General features: G+C 70.8%; 21 protein-coding genes and 1 pseudogene. 4 read left to right on the forward strand and 18 right to left on the reverse strand.

The genetic code is table 11. The features are described from left to right. Positions 1–177: pseudogene (locus PSH25_RS16525) on the reverse strand (aldehyde dehydrogenase family protein); the annotation flags it as partial. Positions 178–320: 143 nt separating this feature from the next. On the opposite strand from PSH25_RS16525, the gene PSH25_RS16530 reads away from it, so the two are divergent. Beyond that, positions 321–1,757 (forward strand): gamma-aminobutyraldehyde dehydrogenase, encoded by a 1,437-nt coding sequence (locus tag PSH25_RS16530; RefSeq protein WP_238659927.1) that lies wholly within the window; start codon positions 321–323, stop codon positions 1,755–1,757. A gap of 27 nt (positions 1,758–1,784) precedes the next feature. After that, positions 1,785–3,092, forward strand: a complete 1,308-nt coding sequence (gabT, locus tag PSH25_RS16535) for a 4-aminobutyrate--2-oxoglutarate transaminase (RefSeq protein WP_274527550.1) — start codon at positions 1,785–1,787, stop codon at positions 3,090–3,092. A 39-nt stretch (positions 3,093–3,131) separates the two neighbouring features. Here the strand turns inward: gabT and PSH25_RS16540 are convergent, their stop codons facing one another. The 13 genes from PSH25_RS16540 to PSH25_RS16600 form a co-directional block, all read right to left on the reverse strand. Beyond that, positions 3,132–3,806: an RlpA-like double-psi beta-barrel domain-containing protein gene (locus PSH25_RS16540; RefSeq protein ID WP_238659929.1), complete on the reverse strand. Its 675-nt coding sequence runs from the start codon at positions 3,804–3,806 to the stop codon at positions 3,132–3,134. 57 nt (positions 3,807–3,863) lie between these two features. Continuing rightward, positions 3,864–4,541: a M15 family metallopeptidase gene (locus tag PSH25_RS16545; protein WP_238659930.1), complete on the reverse strand. Its 678-nt coding sequence runs from the start codon at positions 4,539–4,541 to the stop codon at positions 3,864–3,866. Beyond that, on the reverse strand, positions 4,538–5,668 hold the full coding sequence (locus tag PSH25_RS16550) for a D-alanine--D-alanine ligase family protein (protein ID WP_238659931.1): 1,131 nt from the start codon (positions 5,666–5,668) through the stop codon (positions 4,538–4,540). The genes PSH25_RS16545 and PSH25_RS16550 overlap by 4 nt, the downstream gene beginning before the upstream one ends. Then, positions 5,665–6,675 (reverse strand): threonine ammonia-lyase, encoded by a 1,011-nt coding sequence (locus PSH25_RS16555; RefSeq protein WP_238659932.1) that lies wholly within the window; start codon positions 6,673–6,675, stop codon positions 5,665–5,667. The genes PSH25_RS16550 and PSH25_RS16555 overlap by 4 nt, the downstream gene beginning before the upstream one ends. A gap of 68 nt (positions 6,676–6,743) precedes the next feature. Next, complete coding sequence (locus tag PSH25_RS16560; protein ID WP_238659933.1) at positions 6,744–7,808, reverse strand: sensor histidine kinase; 1,065 nt, start codon at positions 7,806–7,808, stop codon at positions 6,744–6,746. Beyond that, positions 7,805–8,470, reverse strand: coding sequence for a response regulator transcription factor (locus PSH25_RS16565; protein ID WP_238659934.1), 666 nt, complete (start codon positions 8,468–8,470; stop codon positions 7,805–7,807). Before PSH25_RS16565 ends, PSH25_RS16560 begins: the two co-directional genes overlap by 4 nt. A gap of 364 nt (positions 8,471–8,834) precedes the next feature. Further along, the gene (locus PSH25_RS16570) at positions 8,835–9,617 is read right to left on the reverse strand and encodes a type IV toxin-antitoxin system AbiEi family antitoxin (RefSeq protein ID WP_238659935.1); all 783 of its coding nucleotides are present in this window, start codon (positions 9,615–9,617) and stop codon (positions 8,835–8,837) included. Positions 9,618–9,963: 346 nt separating this feature from the next. Continuing rightward, positions 9,964–11,145, reverse strand: coding sequence for a saccharopine dehydrogenase family protein (locus PSH25_RS16575; protein WP_238659936.1), 1,182 nt, complete (start codon positions 11,143–11,145; stop codon positions 9,964–9,966). Further along, positions 11,145–12,611: an NAD(P)/FAD-dependent oxidoreductase gene (locus tag PSH25_RS16580; RefSeq protein WP_238659937.1), complete on the reverse strand. Its 1,467-nt coding sequence runs from the start codon at positions 12,609–12,611 to the stop codon at positions 11,145–11,147. Before PSH25_RS16580 ends, PSH25_RS16575 begins: the two co-directional genes overlap by 1 nt. Positions 12,612–12,660: 49 nt before the next feature. Further along, on the reverse strand, positions 12,661–13,497 hold the full coding sequence (locus PSH25_RS16585) for an ABC transporter permease (RefSeq protein WP_238659938.1): 837 nt from the start codon (positions 13,495–13,497) through the stop codon (positions 12,661–12,663). A 55-nt stretch (positions 13,498–13,552) separates the two neighbouring features. Beyond that, positions 13,553–14,461 carry an ABC transporter permease gene (locus PSH25_RS16590; RefSeq protein WP_238659939.1) on the reverse strand — a complete coding sequence of 303 codons (909 nt, stop codon included), beginning with the start codon at positions 14,459–14,461 and terminating at the stop codon, positions 13,553–13,555. Continuing rightward, positions 14,458–15,609 (reverse strand): ABC transporter ATP-binding protein, encoded by a 1,152-nt coding sequence (locus PSH25_RS16595; RefSeq protein WP_238659946.1) that lies wholly within the window; start codon positions 15,607–15,609, stop codon positions 14,458–14,460. Before PSH25_RS16595 ends, PSH25_RS16590 begins: the two co-directional genes overlap by 4 nt. Before the next feature lie 5 nt (positions 15,610–15,614). Then, positions 15,615–16,799 (reverse strand): polyamine ABC transporter substrate-binding protein, encoded by a 1,185-nt coding sequence (locus PSH25_RS16600; protein ID WP_238659940.1) that lies wholly within the window; start codon positions 16,797–16,799, stop codon positions 15,615–15,617. Between the two features lie 214 nt (positions 16,800–17,013). Between PSH25_RS16600 and PSH25_RS16605 the strand changes: the two genes are divergently transcribed. Further along, positions 17,014–17,526 (forward strand): Lrp/AsnC family transcriptional regulator, encoded by a 513-nt coding sequence (locus PSH25_RS16605; protein ID WP_238659941.1) that lies wholly within the window; start codon positions 17,014–17,016, stop codon positions 17,524–17,526. 82 nt (positions 17,527–17,608) lie between these two features. Here PSH25_RS16605 and PSH25_RS16610 read toward each other — a convergent pair whose 3' ends face one another. The 3 genes from PSH25_RS16610 to PSH25_RS16620 are packed head-to-tail and all read right to left on the reverse strand — an operon-like array spanning position 17,609 to position 18,739. Beyond that, complete coding sequence (locus PSH25_RS16610; RefSeq protein ID WP_238659942.1) at positions 17,609–17,815, reverse strand: DUF397 domain-containing protein; 207 nt, start codon at positions 17,813–17,815, stop codon at positions 17,609–17,611. Position 17,816: 1 nt separating this feature from the next. Further along, complete coding sequence (locus tag PSH25_RS16615; protein WP_238659943.1) at positions 17,817–18,005, reverse strand: DUF397 domain-containing protein; 189 nt, start codon at positions 18,003–18,005, stop codon at positions 17,817–17,819. Further along, on the reverse strand, positions 17,996–18,739 hold the full coding sequence (locus tag PSH25_RS16620) for a helix-turn-helix domain-containing protein (protein ID WP_238659947.1): 744 nt from the start codon (positions 18,737–18,739) through the stop codon (positions 17,996–17,998). Before PSH25_RS16620 ends, PSH25_RS16615 begins: the two co-directional genes overlap by 10 nt. A gap of 1,386 nt (positions 18,740–20,125) precedes the next feature. On the opposite strand from PSH25_RS16620, the gene PSH25_RS16625 reads away from it, so the two are divergent. Further along, positions 20,126–21,472 (forward strand): aspartate aminotransferase family protein, encoded by a 1,347-nt coding sequence (locus tag PSH25_RS16625; protein ID WP_238659944.1) that lies wholly within the window; start codon positions 20,126–20,128, stop codon positions 21,470–21,472. A gap of 198 nt (positions 21,473–21,670) precedes the next feature. Here the strand turns inward: PSH25_RS16625 and PSH25_RS16630 are convergent. Then, positions 21,671–21,890, reverse strand: a 220-nt coding sequence (locus PSH25_RS16630; protein ID WP_238659945.1) for a DUF3499 family protein, incomplete at its 5' end; no start/stop codon positions are given.

The raw sequence follows: 21,890 nt of genomic DNA on the forward strand, positions 1-21,890 counted from the left end.
GGGCAGGGCCGCGGCCTGCGCGGCCACCCCGGCCGCCGCGGCGACGGCGGCGTCGACCTGGTCGGGCGTGGCAAGCGTGGTACGCCCCACCGGGCGGCCGTCGTACGGGTGGTGGACGGCCAGCTCACCCTCGCCGGTGGCGGGGCGGGAGGCGACGAAGAAGGGTGTGGGCTCCACGCCGAGCAGCGTAACCGAGGGACCTGCCGACGGAAACAGTCGCGATAACCCTTGTCTGCCGCGAATTCGGTGGCCAAGATGGCAGAGAGATTGCGATAACCGCCGCAGAACCGCGCCCCCGGCCCCCTCGGAGTGATCCCGTCATGAGTGACCAGCAGCAGCTGCGCAACTTCGTCAACGGCTCCTACGTCGACCCGGTCGACGGCGGCTACGCCGACCTGGTCGACCCCTGCACCGGTGAGGTGTTCGCCCAGGCCCCGGTCTCGGGCGCCGCCGACGTGGACGCGGCGATGACCGCCGCCGCCACCGCGTTCGAGAGCTGGCGGGAGGTCACTCCCGCCGAGCGGCAGCGGGCGCTGCTCAAGCTCGCCGACGCCGTGGAGGCGCGGGCCGCCGAGCTGGTCGACGCCGAGGTACGCAACACCGGCAAGCCCCGCCAGCTCACCGCCGAGGAGGAGCTTCCCCCGGCGGTGGACCAGTTCCGGTTCTTCGCCGGCGCCGCCCGGATGTTGGAGGGGCGGTCCGCCGGGGAGTACCTGGCCGGGCACACCTCCTACGTGCGGCGTGAGCCGATCGGCGTCTGCGCGCAGGTCACCCCCTGGAACTACCCGCTGATGATGGCGGTCTGGAAGATCGCCCCCGCGCTCGCCGCCGGCAACACGGTGGTGCTCAAGCCGTCGGACACCACGCCGGTGTCGACGCTGCTGCTCGCCGAGATCGCCGCCGAGTTCTTCCCGCCGGGGGTGTTCAACGTGGTCTGCGGCGACCGGGACACCGGTCGTACCCTCGTGTCGCACCCGACTCCGCAGCTCGTGTCGATCACCGGCTCGACCCGCGCGGGCATGGAGGTCGCCGCCGCGGCGGCCCCCGACCTGAAGCGGACCCACCTGGAGTTGGGCGGCAAGGCCCCGGTGGTGATCTTCGACGACGCGGACGTGGCGGCGGCGGCCGAGGCCATCGCCCTGGGTGGCTACTTCAACGCCGGGCAGGACTGCACGGCGGCCACCCGGGTGCTGGCCGGCCCCGGCGTCCACGACGACTTCGTGGCGGCGCTCGCCGAGCAGGCCCGCAACACGAAGACCGGCGCCCCCGACGACGCCGACGTCCTCTACGGTCCGCTGAACAACGCCAACCAGCTCACCCGGGTCAGCGGCTTCGTGGACCGCCTGCCGGACCACGCGGCGATCCAGACCGGCGGGTCCCGCCAGGGCGACCGCGGCTACTTCTACGCCCCGACGGTGGTCTCTGGGCTGCGGCAGGCCGACGAGATCATCCAGGACGAGGTGTTCGGGCCGGTCATCACCGTGCAACGCTTCTCCGACGAGGACGAGGCGGTGCGCTGGGCCAACGGCGTCGACTACGGCCTGTCCGCGTCGGTCTGGACGCGGGACCACGGCCGGGCCATGCGGATGACCCGTCGCCTGGACTTCGGCTGCGTCTGGGTCAACACGCACATCCCGTTCGTCTCCGAGATGCCGCACGGTGGCTTCAAGCACTCCGGGCACGGCAAGGACCTCTCGGTCTACAGCCTGGAGGACTACACCCGGATCAAGCACGTCATGCACAACCTGGGCAGCTGAACCGTGAGCGCGAGGAGTGAGCCGGGTTTGCGAGCCCCGCAGTCGCGAACGAAGAGCGGCGCTGTGCCGTCGAGCGAGGAGCTGCACAAGCGGCGCGGCGGTGCCGTGGCCCGGGGTGTCGGCAGCGTGATTCCGTCCTACGTGGACCACGCGTCCGGCGGGACGATCACCGACGTCGACGGCCGGGAGTGGATCGACTTCGCCGCCGGCATCGCCGTGACCAGCGTGGGCAACTCGGCCCCGAGGGTGGTCGAGGCGGTCCGGGCGCAGGTGGAGCGGTTCACCCACACCTGCTTCATGGTCGCGCCGTACGAGTCGTACGTGGCGGTGTGCGAGCAGCTCAACGCGTTGACGCCCGGCGGCTTCGAGAAGCGCTCGGCGTTGTTCAACTCCGGCGCGGAGGCGGTGGAGAACGCGGTGAAGGTCGCCCGCCACGCCACCGGGCGGCCGGCGGTCGTCGTGTTCGACCACGCGTACCACGGCCGGACCAACCTGACCATGGCGTTGACCGCGAAGAACATGCCGTACAAGCACCGGTTCGGGCCGTTCGCCGGGGAGATCTACCGGGTGCCGATGTCGTACCCGCTGCGCGATGGCGGGCTCTCCGGCGCGGAGGCGGCGGCCCGGGCCATCGAGATGATCGAGAAGCAGGTCGGCGCGGAGAACGTCGCCGCGCTGCTCATCGAGCCGATCCAGGGCGAGGGGGGCTTCGTCGTACCCGCGCCGGGTTTCCTGCCCGCGCTGCGTGCCTGGGCAACGGCGGCCGGTGTGGTCTTCGTCGCCGACGAGATCCAGACCGGTTTCTGCCGGACCGGTGACTGGTTCGCCTGCCAGCACGAGGGCGTCGAACCCGACCTGGTGACCCTGGCCAAGGGCATCGCCGGTGGCCTGCCGCTGGCCGCGGTCACCGGTCGGGCCGAGCTGATGGACGCGGTGCACGTCGGCGGGCTCGGCGGCACGTACGGCGGCAACCCGATCGCCTGCGCCGCCGCGCTGGCCACCATCGAGACCCTGCACGAGCTGGACCTGGCCGGCGCGGCCCGACGGATCGAGTCGGTGCTGGTTCCCCGGCTACGGGCCATCGCCGAACGGGATCCCCGGGTCGCCGAGGTACGCGGGCGGGGCGCGATGCTCGCCGTGGAGCTGGTGCTGCCGGGCACGCTCACCCCCGATCCGGTCGCCACCGCGGCGGTCTCGGCGGCCTGTCACGCCGCCGGCCTGCTCACCCTGACCTGCGGCACGTACGGCAACGTGCTGCGCTTCCTGCCCCCGCTGGTGATCTCCGACGAGCAGCTCGGCCGGGGTGCCGATCTCCTCGACGCCGCCTTCGGCTGACCGGAGGAGGGGCCCGGTGCACGGGCCCCTCCCCCGATGTCAGCGCAGCACCTCGACCGTGTTGCGGCGCACCAGGTTCTTGCCCGGCTCGCGGATCTGCTCCATGGCGGCGGAGTTGAGCAGCACGCAGCTGCCGGACGGGCCGGTCACCGTCACCGTGGTCGCCCGGTTGTTGTCCAGGTTGGTCACCCGCAGCCGGGTGCCCACCGGGAACTGCCCGCTGGTCGCCGCCGGCCCGGCCGCCTCCTCGAAGAAGGTGATCGCTCCCGTGCACGCCGACCGGGGCGCTGGGCCGGGCGCGCCGGGCGACGCGGCGCCGGGGCGGACCGTGCCGGGTGCCGGTGCGGCGGCGGGCGGTGCCGCGCCGTCGACGCGTTCCACCACGTTGCGGCGGATCACGTTCTTCCCCGGCTCCCGGACCAGCTCCATGGCCGCCGCGTTGAGCAGCACGCAACTGCCCGACGGGCCGGTGACCGTCACCGTGGCCGCCCGGTTGTTGTCCAGGTTCGTCACCCGCAGCCTGGTACCCACCGGGAACCGGTCGCTTGTCGCCGCCGGCGACCCGCCCTCCGCCGAGAAGGTGACCGAGCCGGAGCAGACCGACGAGCGTGCCGGGGCCGTGTCGGCGAACCCGAAACTGGTCCCCACCGACACGCCCACCGCGGCGAGCACCGCCACGCTCGCCGCCAGCACGTGCCTGCGCTGCACCCTCATCGCCGTCACTCCCGTCCTCGGTGGTGTCCTTCACCCACCGGTACGGACCGGAGCGTCCTACCGTTCAGCCGGCACGGGTATCGATCGTGCGGCGGCCAGGTCCACCGGCCCGTACCGGGTGTGCGGCGCCCCGGTGATCAGCGCCCAGTAACGGTCGCCGTACGACCAGTGCCACCACTCGGTCGGGTAGTTCACCATCCCCGCGCCGCCGAGGGCGTCCACCAGGATCTGCCGGTGCCGACGGGCGGTGCCGCCGATCGTCGGCGCGGCGGTGAAGCAGGCGTCGGCGCTGTCCTCCGGGGTGGCGTCGATGGCCGTACCCAGGTCCAGCTCGACACCGTCGTCGGTGCAGAGCGTCAGGTCCACCGCGCCGCCCGTGCTGTGCGGGGCCACCTCGACCGGTGAGACGAACTTCGTGGTCTCCCGGTGCAGCCGCTCCGGCGACCAGTCCGGGTGCCGTCGGCGCAGCTCGTCCCGGTAGCCGGTGAAAATGGTCAACTGCGCCTGGTACGGCCGGTAGCCCTCGACCACCAGCAGGCGCAGCCCACCGGGCAGGGCACGCTGCGCGGCCAGCAGGCGGTCCACGACACCGGCCCGCAACCGGGCGTACGCCCCGGCCGGGTCGGCCGCCCGGGCGTCGAGCCGCAGCTCCGGCAGCTCACGCAGGTCCACGAACTCCTCGCCGTCGTCGGCGCTGGGCACGGCCGCCACCCGGGGATCGGAGAGCAGGATCATCGGATGCTCCCCGTCGTGCTCGCGGGGCGTTCCGCGTGCCGGAGCAGGGCCAACTCGACGAGTCGGTCCACCACCTCCCGATAGCTGACCCCGACGGCGGCCCACACCTTCGGGTACATCGAGTGCGCGGTGAAGCCCGGCATGGTGTTCAGCTCGTTGACGTACAGCTCACCGGCCGTCTCGTCGTAGAAGAAGTCGACCCGGGCCAGACCCCAACCGCCGATCGCGGCGAACGCCCGCAGTGACAGCTCGCGGACCCGCGCGGTCACCTCGTCCGGCAGCACGGCGGGGACGATCATCGGGTCGGCGTCGCCGAAGTACTTCTGCTGGTAGTCGAACCAGCCGCCGGTGACCCGCACCTCGCCCACCGCCGACGCCTCGGGACGCCAGCCGCCGAGCACGGCGCACTCCAACTCCCGGCCGGCGACACCCTGCTCGACCATGACGAGCTGGTCGTGGCGAAGCGCCTCCTCCACGGCGGCGGCCAGGTCGTCACCCTCGCCGACCCGGGAGATGCCGATCGACGAACCCATGCTGGCCGGCTTGACGAAGAGTGGCCGGCTCAGCCCGGTCACCAGCTTCTCCGGGTCGTCGACCGCCCGGTAGGTGTGCGCGTCGAACGCCACGTACGGGGTGACGGGGATGCCCTCGGCGCGCAGCGCCCGCTTCATCGCCACCTTGTTCATGCCGACCGCCGAGGCGAGGATGCCGCACCCGACATACGGCACGTTCAGCGACTCCAGCAGCCCCTGCACCACACCGTCCTCCCCGTACGGGCCGTGCAGCACCGGGAAGACCACGTCCAGCTCGGCGTGCACCGCACCGGGGGCGTTGCCGGCGGACACCTGCACGACACCCGGACGCGGACCGGCCCGCAGCTCCACTGCCGGCCCGGTCACCACCAGCTGGTCGTCGATGGCCCGCTCGCCGGCCGGTCGGTCGCGCAGCTCGGCCAGCAGCGCGTCGGGCATCAGCCGAAACCCGCCGGTGCGGGTGACGCCGATGGCGACCGTGCGGTAGCCGCCGCCGGCGAGCGCCCGGGCCACCCCGAGCGCGGAGGCACAGGACACCTCGTGCTCCGCCGACGGTCCACCGAACAGGATTCCGATCCGAATTGGCGCGCTCACGCCGCCGCCCCTTCCCCAGCCACGTCGGCAAAGCGCGGGGCCATCAACCGGGCCACCAGCCCCGCCTCCACGTTTCCGCCGGTCAGCACCACGCCGATGGTCCGCCGGCGCTCTTTTCCCGGCGGAAGCCGAAGGGCACCGGCCAGCCCGGCCGCCCCGGACGGCTCGGCGAGCACCTTCAGCTCCGTCAGGATCAGCCGGAACGCCGCCGCGATCTCGTCGTCGTCGACCCGGACGACCCCGCGCAGCGTGTCCCGCACGATGGCGAACGGCAGCTCGCCCACGCAGGACGGCCGCAGCCCGTCCGCGATGGTGGGAGCCGGCGCGACCGGCACGCGGACACCTGTCGCCAGGCTGCGGGCGAGCGAGTCGCAGCCCACCGGCTCCACGCCGTACACCTCGATGCCGGAGCCGGCGGCGGCCAGGCACGCGCCGGCCACCCCGCCACCACCACCGACCGGTACGACGAGCGCGTCCAACGGCGTCCCCGCGCGCTCGGCCTCCTCGATCAGCTCCAGGCTCGCGGTGCCCTGCCCGGCGATCACGTCCGGGTGGTCGTACGCGTCGATCACGGGGTGACCGCTCTCGTCGCTGAGCCCGTTGGCCACCGCCACCCGCTCCTCGACGCCGGTGCCGGCGAAGACCACCCGCGCCCCCGCCGCGCGGGCCCGGTCGACCTTCGTCGGCGCGGCGTCGACCGGCAGCACCACGGTCGCCGCGAGCCCGTGCTGCCGGGCCGCCAACGCCACCGCCACCGCGTGGTTGCCGGTGCTCTGCGCGATCACCCCGCTGTGGCCGGCCGCGGCGAGGCGGCCGACCGCGCGCAGCGCGCCCCGCATCTTGTACGAGCCGCCGTTCTGGAGGTTCTCGGCCTTGAGCAGGACCCGCGCCCCGGTGAGCTCGTCGATCACCGGGGACCGCAGCACGGGCGTGCGGACCACGCGGCCGGCAAGCCAGCGGCTGGCCTCCTCGACATCGGCCCGGACCTGGCCAACGGTGCGTGACATCGTCTCTCCTTTTCGGGCACACCACAGGCGGGATCCAGCGGTACGTGGACCCCGAGGTGGGTGAAGCGTCAGGTAAGGGTGGGTAGCTGGACGTCGACCCGCAGGCCACCGTGCTCGGCGGGCCGGGCCGCGATGATGCCGTCGTGCGCCTGGGTGATCGAGCGGGCGATGGCCAGTCCCAGGCCGGCGCCCCCGCCCTGCGAGGTCCGGTCCCGGGCGAGCCGGCGGAACGGTTCGAACAGACCCGCCACCGCCTCGGCGGGCACCGGCTGGCCGCTGTTCACCACGGACAGCGCGGGCACCTGGTTCACCACGACTTTCAGCGATCCGCCCGGCCGGTTGTACTTGATCCCGTTCTCCACCAGGTTGGTGACCAGGCGCTCCAGCAGCACCCGCTCGCCGACGACGACCCGGGGCACGAGGTGGGTCTCGATGGTGATCCCGGCCTCCCGGGCCCGGTCCAGGTACCCGGCCAGCACCGCCTCGACGATCGTGTCCAACCGCTGGGGTATCCGCGAACGGAGGCCCTGGTCACTTTCGCTGAGCGCGAGCAGGCCCTCGATCAGGCGTTCGTTGCGCTCGTTGGTCTCCAGCAGCTGACCGGTCAACAACTCCAACTGCTCGCCGCTGAGCGTCCTGGCCATGCCGACCTCGATGAGCGTCCGCTGCACGGCGAGCGGCGTACGCAGCTCGTGCGAGGCGTTCGCGGCGAACCGCCGCTGCCCCTCGTACCCGGCGGAGACGCGTTCCATCATCTCGTCGATCGCCCGGGCCAGCCGGGCCAACTCGTCGCGGCCCCGGGGCCGGATCCGGTGGCCGAGGTTCTGCGGGCCGAGGTGCCCGATCGGCCCGGCCAGGTCGGCGACCGGACGCAGGCACCAGACCGCGCCGAACCAGAGCCCTACCAGGGCGGCCAGGGTCACGAGCAGTACGGCCGCCAGGGGCAGCACGAACGCCCCCGGCCGCACGTCGCGGCACACCGCCGACAACCCGGGCAGGGGCAGGTCACAGAACTGCTGCCCCCAGGTCCAGGTCACTCCCGTCAGCCACTTGCCCATCGTTGGCAGCACCGGCCCGGCCAGCAGCGCCAGCAGCCCCACCAGCAGCACCCGACGTCGGGGCGTCCAGCTCACGCCGTACCACCGATGCGGTAGCCGGCCTTCGGAACGGTGTGGATGATCGCGGGATCACCGAGCTTCTTGCGCAGGGTCATCATGGTGACCCGTACGGCGTTGGTGAACGGGTCGGCGAACTCGTCCCAGGCCTGCTCCAGCAACTCCTCGGCGCTGACCACCTGACCGTCGGCGCGCAGCAGCACGTGCAGCACCGCGAACTCCTTCGGGCTCAACGCGAGCGGGCGGCCGTCCCGGCTGGCCACGTGCCTGCCCACGTCCAGCACCAGGCCGTCCTGGGCGAGCACCGGTGGCAGAGCCGGCGTGGACCGCCGCCCGAGGGCCTGCACCCGGGCCACCAACTCGGCGAAGGCGAACGGCTTGGTCAGGTAGTCGTCCGCGCCGAGCCCGAGGCCCTCCACCCGGTCCCGGATGCCGGCCGCCGCGGTGAGCAGCAGCACCCGGGTGCCGGCCTGTGAGTCGGCGATGCTGCGGCACACCTCGTCGCCGGTGTGCCCGGGCATGTCCCGGTCCAGCACCGCGACGTCGTACCGGTTCACCCCGACCCGCTCCAGCGCACCGTCACCGTCGTAGCAGACGTCGACGGCCATCGAAAGGCGCCGCAGCCCTTCGGCCACCGTGTCCGCCAACAACCGCTCGTCGTCCGCCACCAGCACCCGCACGTTTTCCGCTCCCCCGAGTTCGGCTTGCCCGGCATACCGTCGCAGGCCCGGGTTAAGGGTTCTGTAAGCACCCGCCGCAGCCATCCTCCACGCGAGTGTCCAGCGGGCAAACCACCGCAAGCCAGACCCCGCCGACTTCGTACCCGTCTCACGCCATCTGCGCGGTCCGTCCCAAGGAGCACGGCGGCGGCACGAGGGGTGACCTGCGCCACAACAAGCCCCAACCCCGCCCCCGCCCCCGCCCCCGCCCCCGCCCGTCGATCAAGGAGTTGTGGTGGGAGTTGCCTCCCGTTTCGCACCTTTCGTGAGGCACCACAACTCCATGATCGACGGGAGCGATGGGGTGAAGGGGAGTGGCTGAGGGCTAGGGGTGCAGGAGGGGGATCAAGGTTCGGACGATGTGGGCGGGGCGACGGTAGAGGTCCCGGTCCGTGAAGTGGCGCATTTGCCAGCCGTTGGCGGCGAGCCAGTTCGTTCGAGAGCGATCGTGCTGGAGGCGGGCACGATCCAGGTGGGACGACCCGTCGTACTCGACGCCCACGTGGTGTTGCCGATAACCGAGATCCAGGCGATAGAGCGGTATCCCGTAGCTGTCTGGGACCCAGATCTGCGGCTCCGGCGGTGGCAAGCCGCCGTCTATCAGCACTAGGCGCAGTTGGCTCTCCTGCCGGCACTCTGCCCGAGGATCGGCGCGTGGCACGAGATCGCGCGCCTGACAGACTCCCCGCAAACGATCGTGCCGAGCGACCTCGACCCGGAGCTCCTCGGGCTGGCACGCACCGACGCGAAGACAAAGATCCAGCAACGGCATCGCTTCCATCCGACGCAACGACCGGGCCAGGTCTACCGCGCACCTGACGGCGGGCGCGCAAGGCACTCCCGCGAGCAGCACCGGATCACGCACCGGCAGCACCGCCTCGTGGGTAACGACGCCTCGAATGTGCGGGACCTTCTCCCCCGCCGGCACGATCACGTGCACGTCGGAGCTTCGAGCGTCACCGAAGCCATGCAGTTGCGCGCCGGTGTGAAAGCCGACGACGGCCGTGGCGGGCAGCCGCCGGAAGATTGCCGGTAGGCGTCCAGCCTGGTCGGCCGATTGCGCGTAGATGCTCCGCGACATCCGGTGCAGGCTGGACAGATCGAGCAACCTGCGTACTTGTTCCCGACTAAGGCCGGCCGCGAGTAACTCCGAGTATCGATACAGAGGCTCTGCCATGCCGCAGGAATCTGCAGCACCAGGCCAGCGCCTTTCGACCCCAGCCCAGCACCCTGTGGATAACTAGCAGCCCTGTGCACAACCGCCGAAGTTCACCCCGTCCGTGCTATGCGCCGAGTCCACCGCCTGCGTCGATCATGGAGTCGTGGTGCCGAACAGAAGCCTCGGAACAGCTCTTTCCGCCCACCACAACTCCATGATCGACGCGGTCCAGCGGTTCAGCGGTTCAGCGCTTCAGCGGTTCAGCGACTGTCGCGATGCCGTCAGCGGGGCAGGCTCACCGTTCCTCCAGGCCCCAGGGCGAGCCGTAGCCGGTGAGCAGGTCGAGGAAGGGCATCGGGGGCAGCGCCTCCGGCCCGAGCACCCCGACACCGGCCCACGCGCCGGTGGCGAGCAACTCCAATGCGACGACCGGGTTGACGGCGGTCTGCCAGACCACCGCCTGGTGGCCGTACTCCCGCATCGACCACTCGTTGTCGACCACGTGGTACAGGTAGACCTCGCGGGGTTGCCCGTCCGGGCCGAGTCCGCGTACCCAGGTGCCGGCGCAGGTCTTGCCGCGCATCCGGGCGCCGAGTGTGGCCGGGTCGGGCAGACTCGCGGCCACCACGTCACGCGGGGACACGTCGACGCCGCGTACCCGCACCGGGGAGACCGCGTCCAGACCGAGCTTGTGCAGCGTCTTGAGCACGTCGATGAACTCGTCGCCGAGGCCGTACTTGAAGGTGACCCGCCGGGCCTTGACCCAGCGCGGGATGAGCAGCACCTCCTCGTGCTCGACGTTGACGCACTCGACCGGCCCGATCCCCTCCGGAAAGTGGAAGACCTCCGGCTCGGAGAACGGTTCGGTGGTGAACCAGCCCCGGTCCCGCTCCCAGACGACCGGCGGGTTGAGGCACTCCTCGATGGTGGTCCAGATGGAGAACGAGGGCGCGAAGTCGTACCCGTCGACGGTGAGGTTCGCCCCGTCCCGGACGCCGATCTCGTCGATCTCGGTGAACAGTTCGTCGGCGGCGTAGCGGGCGAACACGTCGGAGAGGCCGGGCTCGACCCCGATGCCGCACAGCGCCAGCCGACCGACCGCCGACCAGGTGTCGGCCAGCGCGAACTGTTCGTCGCCGAGCTTCACGCCGGTCTCGGCGTGCGACAGCGACATCGCCATGTCCAGGTAGTCCGCGCCGGCCGCGAACGCACCGTTGAAGATCGGCATGACGAACCGCGGGTCGACGGCGTTGAGCACGTGCGTGATCCGGTGCTCCCGGCACAGCGCGGTGACCGCGTCCGCCGAGGAGGCGTCCACCTGGGCGGCGACGAATCGGTCACCGTGCCCGGCGACGGCCCGCTCGGCGCGAACGGGGTCGTGGTCGGCGACCACCATGATCTCGAAGAAGGCCCGTCGGGCGGCGATGGCTACGGCGGCGGAGCCGACGCCACCGGCGCCGACGAGGAGGACACGCATCAGGAATCAAACCCCAAACCGAAACGATCGAGAGTACGGAGCCAGAGGTCGCGCCGGCCCTCGCGCGCGTCGGCGCGGGCCAGTGACCAGCGGGTGAGATTGATGCCGACCGCGCGGACGGGTTCCGGTGGGAACGGCAGTGGCTTGCGGCGAACCAGGTCGAGCCCGGTCAGCGGGGTGTTCCCGCCGTCGAGCAGGTCGAGCAGCACCCGGGCGCCGAAGCGGGTGGCCCCGACGCCGAGGCCGGTGTAGCCGGCCGCGTACGCGAGCCGACCGCCGTAGGCGGTGCCGAAGAACGGGCAGAACCGGGTGCAGGTGTCGATGACGCCGCCCCAGCGGTGGCTGAACCGCACGTCGGCGAGCTGCGGGAACGTGGTGAAGAAGTGGCGGGCGAGGGTGGTGAAGGTGGCCGCTCGTTGTTCCAACTCGGGGGCGACCCGGTTGCCGTAGTGGTAGACGGCGTCGTAGCCGCCGAAGAGGACCCGCCCGTCGGCGGTGAGCCGGTAGTAGTGGAACTGGTTGGCGGTGTCGGCCAGCCCCTGCCGGTTGCGCCACCCGATGGCGTCGCGCTGGGCCGGGGTCAGTGGCTCGGTCATCAGCACGTGGTCGTAGACCGGCACCAGGTACGCCCGCAGTCGGCGCAGCAACGGCGGGAACGCGTTGGTGGCCAGCACGACCCGGCGCGCCCGTACCGAGCCGGGCAGGCCGGCGGCCCGGGTGTCGGCCTGACCCGGGTTGGCCGGCAGGGCGGCGGGATCGGTGCCCAGGGTGCTGGCGTGCAGGGCCGGGCCGTCGGCGCGCAGACCGGTGACCCGGGTGTGCTCGTGCACCCGTACGCCGAGGTCGAGGCAGGCGCGGCGCAGACCCCAGGCCAGCTTCGCCGGGTCCACCATGGCCACCCGGTCGGGGTCGAACATCCCACCCAGGTACGTCGGTGAGTGCACCTCGGCGCGCACCTCGTCCCGGTCGAGCAGCCGCACCCGGTGGCCGTACAGGCGGGCCAGGTCCGCGTCGGCGGCCAGCCCGTCGAGTTGGTACGGCTCGACGGCGACGGCCAGTTCGCCGGTGCGCTCGAAGTCGCAGTCGATGTCGAACTTCGCGACGGTGGCGGCGATGGCGTCCAGGTTCTCCCGGCCGAGGCGTTCCAACTCGCCGACCTCGTCGGGGAACCGGTCGACGCCGTTGGCCAGGCCGTGGGTCAGCGAGGCGGCGCAGAACCCGCCGTTGCGCCCGGACGCGGCCCAACCGCAGGTCCCGGCGTCGACGAGCAGCACGTCCCGGTCCGGGTCCTCCTGTTTCGCCAACAATGCGGTCCACAGCCCGCCGTAACCGCCGCCGATCACCAGCAGGTCGGCGGAGTGCCGGCCAGCCAGTGGCGGAAGCGGGTCGGGGCGGTCCGGGCGATCGAGCCAGTACGGCACGGGTGCCGCGTCGGCCAACGCCCGCCCGGTGTCCGGGAGCGTCATGACGGCCCACCGGTCGGACGATCCGGAGGCCGAACCGCAGGCGGGGGCGTCATGACGACCGACGCGCGGGAGTTGCCGGCCCGGCCAGCAGGTTGGCGCGTCGGGCCCGTCGCCCGCGCAGCGAGCTGAGCCCGACGAGCAGCAGCGCGACCGCGAACATCGCGGTGCCGATCACGTTGACCTGCGGGGGGATGCCACGCTGGGCAGCGCCCCAGACGTACATCGGGAACGTGACGGTGGTGCCGGCGTTGAAGTTCGTGATGATGAAGTCGTCGAAGCTCAACGAGAAGGCCAGCAGCGCGGCGGCCACGATGCCGGGCAGCACCAGCGGCAGGGTGATCCGCTGGAAGGTCTGCCACTCGCTGGCGTAGAGGTCCATGGCGGCCTCCTCCAGCCGCCGGTCCATCCCGGCGAGCCGCGCCTTCACGGTGACCACCACGAACGACACGCAGAACATCACGTGCGCGATCACGATGGTCCAGAACCCCTGCGGTACGCCCGCCGACACGAACAGGGCCAGCAACGACGTGCCCATCACCAGCTCGGGGGTGGCCATCGGCAGGAAGATCAGCACGTTGATCCCGGACCGGCCACGGAACCGGTGCCGGACCAGCGCGAACGCCATCAGCGTGCCGAGCACGGTGGCGACGACGGTGGCGATGAAGCCGATCTGCACGCTGCGGACTACCGCGTCGCACATGTCCGAGGTGGCGCACGGCTGCCGCCAGTTGTCGAGGGTGAACTCGTTGAAGTCGTACGACAGTCGGCTCGACGGCCGGTTGAACGACAGCGCGGCCACCACCAGGATCGGCAGCGCCAGGTAGCCGAGCACCAGCAACGCCACGATCATCACCCAGCGGTCCGCCAACCAGCGGGAAACCCTCACCAGAGCCGCCTTTCGTTCGCGACTGCGGGGCTCCGGTGCGCTGCGCTCCTCGCGCTCACAGGACCTCCTCCGTGCCGGCTCGACGGAGGTAGCCGAAGACCACCGCGAGGATCGCCGCCATCAGCAGGAACGACAGCGCGGCGCCCTGCGGGTAGTCCAGTCGGACCAGGAACGCCGAGTCGATGACGTTGCCGATCATGTATTCGTTCGGGCTGCCGAGCAGTTCCGCGTTGATGTAGTCGCCGCTGGCCGGGATGAAGAACAGCAGCGTGCCGGCGACCAGGCCGGGCATGGACAGCGGCAGCGTCACCCGACGGAACGCCTGCACCGGGCTCGCGTACAGGTCGGTGGCCGCCTCCAGCAACCGGTGGTCCAGCCGCTCCAGGCTCGCGTACAGCGGCAGCACCAGGAACGGCAGGAAGTTGTACGTCAGGCCGAGCACCACCGCGAACGGCGTGGCCAGCAGTCGACCGTCGGGAGCGAGCAGGTGCACGTCGCGCAGCAGACCGACGAGCGCGCCGTTGTCCGACAGGATCGTCTTCCAGGCCAGCGTGCGGACCAGGAAGCTGGTGAACATCGGCGCGACGACACACACCAGCAGCAGGTTCTTCCAGCGGCCGGCCTTCTGCGCGATGGCGTACGCCAGTGGGTAGCCCAGCAGCAGCGCCAGCACCAGGGCCAGCCCGGCGTAGCCGAACGAGCGCAGGAACTGCGGCCAGTACGCCTGCACCACGTCCGGATAGTTGCCGACCGCCCAGGTCATCGCGTACCCGGTGGAGAGCGAGCCGCTGGGGTCGTACAGGCTGGCCGCAGCCAACTGCAGCAGCGGCACACCGAAGAAGATGAGCAGCCAGGCCGCACCGGGCAACAACAGCAGGTACGGCAGGAGCCGGCGCCGCCCGGACCGGGCTGCCGGTGGCGCGGCTGGCGGGTGCCCCGCTCCGGTGGGGGCCAGCAGGGTCACGACGACACACCCACCGGCTCGTCGAGCACCGGCGACGTCCGGTCGCTGTCGGCGGCGTCGCGGGGCAGCAGGAAGGCGTGCCGCGGATCCCAGTACGCCACGGCCTCGCTGCCGACCGCCACCGACGTCGACGTTCCGCTGTTGGCGGCGAAGACCGACAACTCGGTGCCCCAGCCGGTGCGCAGCAGGTACTGCGTGCTGACTCCCACGTAGGAGGCGTCGGTGACCACCCCGGTGACGTGCTGATGGCCAGCGGGCACCTGGTCGGCGGAGCCGACCAGAATCAGCTTCTCCGGGCGTACCCCCAGGTGAACCGGGCCGTGGTCGGCCCGCGACCGGCCGGCGGGCACCGAGAAGCGCGTGCCGTGCGCCGTCACCGCGACGTCGCCGCCACTGACGCCGGTGGCCTCGCCGGCGAGCAGGTTGGACTGGCCGAGGAAGTTCGCCACGAAGGCGGTGGCGGGGAACTCGTAGATGTCGGCCGGGGCACCCAACTGCTCGATCCGACCGGCGTTCATCACCGCGACGGTGTCGGCCATGGTCATGGCCTCCTCCTGGTCGTGGGTGACGTGGACGAAGGTGATGCCGACCTCGGTCTGGATGCGCTTCAGCTCGATCTGCATCTGTCGGCGCAGCTTGAGGTCGAGTGCGCCCAGCGGTTCGTCGAGCAGCAGCACCTGCGGCCGGTTGATCAGGGCGCGGGCCAGCGCGACCCGCTGCTGCTGACCGCCGGAGAGCTGGGCGGGGCGGCGGTTGCCGTAGCCGTCGAGCTGCACGAGCGACAGCATCCGGGTGACCTCGTCGTCGACCGAGCGGATGCCGCGTCGGCGCAGCCCGAAGGCGACGTTCTCGAAGATGTTGAGGTGCGGGAAGAGCGCGTAGCTCTGGAAGACGGTGTTGACCGGTCGTTTGTACGGCCGCAGTCGGGCAATGTCCCGGTCGCCGAGCAGCACCTGGCCGCTGGTCGGCTCCTCCAGGCCGGCGATCATCCGCAAGGTGGTGGTCTTGCCGCAGCCGGACGCGCCGAGCAGCGCGAAGAACGAGCCCTGCTCGATGGTCAGACTCAGGTCGTCGACCGCGGTGAAGACGCCGAACCGTTTGGTGAGGTCGGCCAGGCGCAGGTCGCCGGCGGGTGTCTCGCGCGCCATCCGCGTCACGCCCCGATGATCTGTTGGAACTTGCCCTCGTACTCCTTCTCCTGCTTCTCGTCCAGGGCCATGAACACCTTGGACTTCGACAGCAGCGCGTCGTCGGGGAAGATCAGCGGGTTGGCGGCCAGCTCGGGGTCGATCTTCTCCATCTCGGCCTGCGCGCCCTTGACCGGGCAGATGTAGTTGACGTACGCGGCGAGCTTCGCCGCGACCGCCGGCTCGTAGTAGTAGTTGATCAGCGCTTCGGCGTTGCCCTTGTGGGTGGCCTTGTTGGGGACCATCATGTTGTCGCTGAAGAGCATCACGCCGGAGTCCGGCGCGACGAACCGCACCTTCTCGTCCTCACCGGACAGTTGGATGACGTCGCCGGACCAGCCGATGCACGCGGCGATGTCGCCCTTGGCCAGGTCGGGGGCGTAGTCGTTGCCGGTGAACTTGCGGATCTGCCCGGAGTCGACGGCCTTCTTGAGCTTGTTGAGGGCGTCGTCGAACTGGGCGGCGGTGAAGTTGGCCGGGTCGTGCCCGTTCGACCCGAGCAGCAGGCCCATGGTGTCGCGCATCTCGCTGAGCGCGGTCACCTTGCCCTTGAGGTCGGGGCGGGTGAGCAGTTCGTCGACCGTCCGCAGTTCCTTCGTGACGTTGCCGTTGTACGCCAGACCGGCGAGGCCGGACTGCCACGGGATGGAGATCCGGTTCTCGGTGTCGAAGGGACGGTTGAGCAGCGACGGAAGCAGGTTGGCCTGCACGTTCGGGATCTTCGCCGGGTCCAGCTTCTGGATCCAGCCGAGCCGGATCATCCGGGCCGCCATCCAGTCGGTCAGCACGATGATGTCGCGGTCGGTGCTCTGACAGGCGGCGAGCTGGTTCTGCACCTTGCCGAAGAACTCGTTGTTGTCGTTGATGTCCTCGGTGTAGGTCACCTGAATGCCGGTCTTCGTGATGAACTCGTCGAGGCTCGGTCGCTTGGACTCGTCCTTTTCGTCCACGTCCATGTACTGCGGCCAGTTGGCGAAGGCCAGTTTCTTCTCGGTGCCGGAGAGGTCCTCGCTGACGCAGCCAGCTTCGGTCTGCTGCGCGCCCTTGGTGCCGCAGCCCGCGAGGCTGCCGCCCATGGTGAGCAGCGCGGCCGAACCGAGAGTGCCGGTGAGCAGTCCACGCCGGGAGAGGGGCCGGAGGGGAGTACGCATGACGACTCCTAGGGGGTCATCGTCGGCGGGCGGGACGGGGAGGCACGCCGGCGGGAATGTCGGAAGGGTTAAGTGCCATGGACGACTGATCCTGACATGAGGTGACCTCCCTTACAAGGGATTCCGTTGCGGGATTAGCGATGCACGACGAAATACGCCAGACTGCGCGGGGATACACGCGCGACATCACGATTCGGGACATGGGGAGTGGGCAATGACAAACCGGCAGCACGAGAACAGCAACGGCGGTCGACGCGTCGCTGTCCGTGAAGGCGCCAATCACGCTCTGCTGGATGACGTGGCCAAACAGATCATCGAGCAGCTCCAGGAGGACGGCCGCCGCCCGTACGCGACGATCGGCAAGGCGGTGGGGCTGTCCGAGGCGGCCGTCCGTCAGCGGGTGCAGCGACTTCTCGACTCCGGGGTCATGCAGATCGTGGCGGTGACAGACCCGCTCCAGCTCGGCTTCAACCGGCAGGCGATGATCGGCCTACGTACCGACGGCGACCTGGAGGCGGTCGCGGACCGGCTGGCCGAGCTGGACGAGGTCGACTACGTGGTGATCACCGCCGGGTCGTTCGACCTGCTCACCGAGGTGGTCTGCCGCAACGACGACCACCTGCTGGAGATCCTGCAGCGGCTGCGCGCGGTGCCCGGGGTGCTCTCCACCGAGGCGTTCGTCTATCTCAAGCTGCGCAAGCAGACCTACACCTGGGGTACGGCCTGAGCCTCCCTTGATCGACTCGGCTTTCCGGAAGTCGGGGTGTCCCGGCCGCCGTGATGCCCCGGTTTCCGTGATGCCGAGTGGATCAGCGGCCCGCCGCGCGGACCGTGTCGACCGCGCCTACCGCGTCGACGAACGAAGCCCAGGCGGTCGGCGCGAAGGTCAGCGTGCCGCCGTCGCGATCCTTGCTGTCGCGCACCAGCACCCGACCGGGCAGGTTGTCGGCCACCTCGACACAGTCACCGCCGTTGTTGCTGCTGCGGGTCGCGGTGCGCCAGCGGGCGTCGGTCATGTCAGCCCTGCCGCAACTGCTTGACGAAGGAGCGCCAACTCAGCGGCGCGAAGGTCAGCGTGCCGCCGTCGCGGTCCTTGCTGTCGCGCACCAGCACCCGACCGGGCAGATTGTCGGCCACCTCGACACAATTGCCACCGTTGTTGCTGCTGCGGGTCGCGGTGCGCCAGCGGGCGTCGGTCATGTCCATGTCGTGGCCACTTCCCTGATCATCTCGATCGACCGGCGTTGGGGGAACGCCTCGCCGGTGACGCTCTCCCACCTGCGTCCCAGGCTAGCGACGTCGAGGGGATCGGTCACGACCTGACCGCGGAGTTGGTTGTCGAGATACGCCAATTCGGTCCCGTCGGGCAGCCGCCCCAGAACGAATGGTCCGGCCAAACCGGTGTGCCACGGACTCTCGGCCGGAATGACCCGGACCTGTACGTGTTCCCACTCGGCTGCCGACGCGAGGTGCCTGAGCTGTCCCGCCATCACCGACCCGTCGCCTACCGGCCGGCGCAGCACCACCTCGTCGATTACCGCCACGAGCTGGGGTGGGGCGTCGCGGCAGAGGACCGCCTGCCGTTCGAGGCGGCTCGCCACGATCTGGTCCACCTCGGACGGTGGGACCAGTCCACCAGTGCTCAGGACCGCGCGGGCGTACCCCTCGGTTTGGAGCAGACCCGGCACCAGCAGCGGCTCATACGACCGGAGCGAGGTGGCGTCCTGTTCCAGCTCGGCCCACGGCCGGAACCACGGCAGGTCACGACGGCGGAACGGCTCCGGCCAGAGGTCGGCCGCCTCTCGGCGCAGAACCTGAGCCACCGCCACCCGGGTACGCGGATGCGGGATGCGCCCCGATGCGAGCCACCGCGCCGCCGTCTTGGGGTCGACGCCAACCTTCTCGGCCAACGACTCGACGGTCTCCCCCGCCTCGGCCATCGCCACCCGCAACGCCTCGTTCGCCACCGGACCCTCCCGCCGCTCCTCGTGCCGTAACGGACGATCCGGAATTCTCCGCCGCCCGGCAGGCGCGCTGCGACGCCGCTCGATGCACGTTGCGGCGGACGATAGCCACGCTGCGTGTCCGTGTCTGCGACCTACCGGCGTGTTGCGGTGGGACGTGTTCGCGCGCGGCCAGGACGCCCCCCGACCGTCCCCGAAGTGCCCCACCAGCGTCCCAAGACCCGCGTCCCTCCGGCCCCTCCAAGCCGCGCCTCCCGACCCAGGCCGCGCCTCCGTGTCACTCAGTCACCGGCCCGCGCCTTTTGGCCCCCGGCCCGCGTCACCCCGCCATCCGGCCCGCGCCTTTGGCCCCCGGCCCGCGCCACCCCGCCCCGCGGCCCGCGTCACCTCGTCCCCCGGCCCGCGCCTTTGGCCCCCGGCCCGGCGTCACCCCCCGACCCCCGGCCCGCGCTGCGTGACCCCCCGGCTTGATCCACTCGACTTCATTGATATCGCGGTATCAACCGCGCCCGGACACCGCGATTTCAACGAACCGGAGTGAATCGAGCCGGCGGCAGAGGGAGGCGCTACCGACAGTCGGGCCCTTTGGAGCTGATGTCGCAAACGATTCGAGGGCCGGCAGGACCCGACGACGAGCCGGCCTGACCGTTCGACAGGCGCGAGTCGAACGGCCGTCAAACGCGGCGCGGCAGGGCAAACGCGACGGAGCAGGGCTGGCGGGACACGGGCAGTGCAGGCGCGACGCGGATGGGGCCGGCGCGACCCGAGCAGGGCAAGCGCGACGAGCAGGACAAACGCGACGCGAGCAGGGCAGGCGGGACACGGGCAGGGCAGGCGCGACGCGGATAGGGCAGGCGCGACCCGAACAGGGCAAGCACGACCCGAACAGGGCAAGCACGACCCGAGCAGGGCAAGCGCGACCCGAGCAGGGCTGGCGCGACACGGGCAGGGCTGGCGCGACACGGGCAGGGCAAGCGCGAGCAGAGCGGAGCGGCTGGCCGACGCAGCTGCCGTGGCAAGCAGGCCCGACCGATCAGCAGGCCCCGACCCAAGCGATGCAGGCCGACCCGGGCAGGCCCGACCAGGGCAGCCGAGCGCGACTCGACAGGGCGGCCGTGATGTCGCAAACGATTCAGCTCCAAAGGCAGCCACCAGCACACCTCCGACCCTTCCGACCGTGGATCAACCAGTCGGCGGCAGTACGGATTCCGTTGCATCCATGACACCTGCACGCTAAATCCGTCGCCAACTGACCGTGATACCGCCGATAACACTTGCTTCGGAGGCTGAGACTGTGCGATAACCGTTGACAGAGCGGCCGGCCTCACCCCTTTGACCGGCCCGACGACCGATGGGGCTGACATGGCCAACGCCACCGACCACCTCTGGATGCACTTCACCCGGATGGCGAGCTACTCCGCCGGCGAGGTGCCGACGATCGTGCGCGGCGAGGGAGCGTACGTGTGGGACGCGCAGGGTCGCCGCTACCTGGACGGGCTCGCCGGGCTCTTCGTGGTAAACGCCGGCCACGGCCGCACCGAGCTGGCCGAGGCTGCCGCCAAGCAGGCCGGCGAGCTGGCCTACTTCCCGCTCTGGTCGTACGCGCATCCGAAGGCCATCGAGCTGGCCGAGAGGATCGCCGGGCTCACCCCCGGCGACCTCAACCGGGTCTTCTTCACCACCGGCGGCTCCGAGGCCGTCGAGGCGGCGTGGAAGCTGGCCCGCGCCTACTTCAAGCGCACCGGGAAGCCCAACAAGTACAAGGTGATCAGCCGATACATCGCCTACCACGGCACCTCCATGGGCGCCCTGTCGATCACCGGCCTGCCGGGCATCAAGAGCGACTTCGAGCCACTGGTTCCGGGCGCGATCAAGGTGCCGAACACGAACTTCTACCGGGCGCCCGAGCACGGCGACGACCCCGAGGCCTTCGGCCGCTGGGCCGCCGACGAGATCGGTCGGGCCATCGAAAGGGAAGGGCCGGACACGGTCGCCGCGGTCTTCCTGGAGCCCGTGCAGAACTCCGGCGGCTGCTTCCCGCCACCGCCCGGCTACTTCGATCGGGTACGGGAGATCTGCGACGCGTACGACGTGTTGCTCGTCTCCGACGAGGTGATCTGCTCGTGGGGGCGGTTGGGTGAGTACTTCGGCGCGGTGCGCTACGGCTACCAGCCGGACATCATCACCACCGCCAAGGGCATCACCTCCGGCTACGCCCCGCTCGGCGCGATGATCGCCAGCGACCGGCTGATGGAACCGTTCCTCACCGAGACCGGCATGTTCGCCCACGGGGTGACCTTCGGTGGGCACCCGGTCTCCTGCGCGGTTGCTCTGGCCAACCTGGAGGTCTTCGCCCGCGAGGACCTGGTCGGGCACGTACGCGCCAACGAGGACGCCTTCCGGGCCACCCTGGAGAAGCTGTACGACCTGCCGATCGTCGGCGACGTCCGCGGCGACGGCTACTTCTACGGCATCGAACTGGTCAAGGACAAGACCACCCGGGAGACGTTCAACGAGGCCGAGTCGGAGCGCCTGCTGCGCGGCTTCCTCTCCACCGCCCTGTTCCAGGCGGGCCTCTACTGCCGGGCCGACGACCGGGGCGACCCTGTCATCCAGCTGGCCCCGCCCCTGATCGCCGAGCAGCAACACTTCGACGAGATCGAGCAGATTCTCCGCACAGTCCTAACCCAAGCCTGGACCAAGCTCTAACCCCACCCACCCACCAACCCACCTCTGTTGATCATGAAGTTATTGCCCCGACACGCCGAGGCAGAGAGCAATAACTTCATGATCAACGCAGGAAGGGCGGGGGTCGGGCTGGGGCGCCGAAGGGCCGGGCCGGGCCGGAAAGGCGGGGCCCGGGCGGGGGCGGCGGGAAGGCGGCCGGGTTGGGCTGGGTGCGGGAGATTAGTGGTTGGGGGGGATTACTCGGAGGTGGCCTCGGCGGCCGGTCTGGTGGGGGTTCTCGGGACGGTTCTGGTCCGGCTCCGGGGGGCGGGGGGCCGGGCGGGCGGCTTCGCGGACCGCTTCGGCCAGCGCGACCAAGTCGTCCGTGGTGGGCGGCGGCGGCTCGAACTCGCCCTCGTGCCGGACGACGTCCCAGCCCCGCGGCGCGGTGAGGCTGCGG

This window comes from Micromonospora foliorum, from assembly GCF_022229015.1.
GTDB classification, from domain to species: Bacteria; Actinomycetota; Actinomycetes; order Mycobacteriales; family Micromonosporaceae; genus Micromonospora; species Micromonospora foliorum.